This window comes from Nonomuraea lactucae (assembly GCF_003313395.1).
GTDB classification, from domain to species: domain Bacteria; phylum Actinomycetota; class Actinomycetes; order Streptosporangiales; family Streptosporangiaceae; genus Nonomuraea; species Nonomuraea lactucae.
The window spans coordinates 1-1,124 of the sequence record NZ_QNFZ01000441.1 but is presented as its reverse complement, the minus strand read 5'-3'; the positions used below and the strand labels follow the sequence as shown (position 1 = coordinate 1,124).

General features: G+C 78.3%; 1 pseudogene. It reads left to right on the top strand.

Annotated features, from left to right (window positions below):
• A pseudogene (locus tag DQW85_RS22500) lies at window positions 1-1,124 on the top strand (AAA family ATPase); the annotation flags it as partial.

The window sequence follows — 1,124 nt, the reverse complement described above, 5'->3', positions numbered from 1 at the left end:
GAGGCGACGGGCGGCCTGGACGCCGAGGCCGCCGAGGCGGCCGTCGAACGCGCAGGGGAGGAGCTCGCCCGCCTGGAGGCCGTCGCCGACCGCGAGCCCGCGCTGGCCGCCGAGCTCGACCGCATCGAGACCGAACGCGAACACGTCCGAGACCGGGCCCGCGAGCTCGGCGAGGCCCTGGCCGCCCACCGCGCCCACCGCACCCACCTCCAGGCCGAACGCGCCCGCCTGGTCAGCCAGCTCACCCAGAGCGGCCTCCCCCTCCCCACCCAGGAGGGAAGCGCTCACGATGGCAAGCCCCCGTCGGGTGGGCGGTGCGGCGAGATGTCCAGCGGCCTCCTGGATGGCGAGGCCGCGCCGCTGGGTCGCGAGACCGCGGCGCGTGGGATGGGCGGCGAGGCGCCCTCGGGCGGGCCGGGTGGCTCGCAGGGCGGTCCGATCACCGAGGCCACCCGGGTGGGGGCGGGGGAGCGGGGGCGGGTGTCGATACCGCCCGCGATGGGCCCCGTCGTGCTGGAGGCGGCCGAGGGAGAGGTGCGCAGGCTGAGATCGTCCGCCGCCGCCGAACCGGAGCTGGCGGCCGAGGCGGCGCGGCTCGGGCAGGAACGAGCGGCGCTGGAGGAGCAGGCGCGCAGGATCGCCGCCAGGCTGGCCGCGTGCCGTACACGCCAGGAGGAGCTGAGCGGCGACGCCGGTCGGATGACCGCGCGGCTCGACAGCGCGCGAGGCGACGACGCGACGCTCACCGCGCGCCTGTCCAGGCTCAACGACGAGGCCGAGCTGCTGCGCGACGCGCTGGAGGCCACCCGGCGGGCCGCCACCGCGGAGGGCGAACGGGCCAAGGCCGTGGAGGCGGCCGAGGACGCGGCGCTGGACGCGGGCTTCCGCGACGTGGCCGAGGCTGCCGAGGCGGCCAGGACGCCCGCCGAGCAGGAGAGCAAGGCCGAGCTGCTACGACGCCTGGACGCCGAGCACGCGGCCGTGACCGGCGTGCTGGAGGACCCCGAGCTGGTGGCCGCCGCCACGGAGCCGGCGCCCGACCTGGAGGCCCTGGCGGCCGGGCGCGACGAGGCGGAACGGGCTCACACGTCGCTCGTCTCGGCTCGTGACCGGGCGGCGGCGAG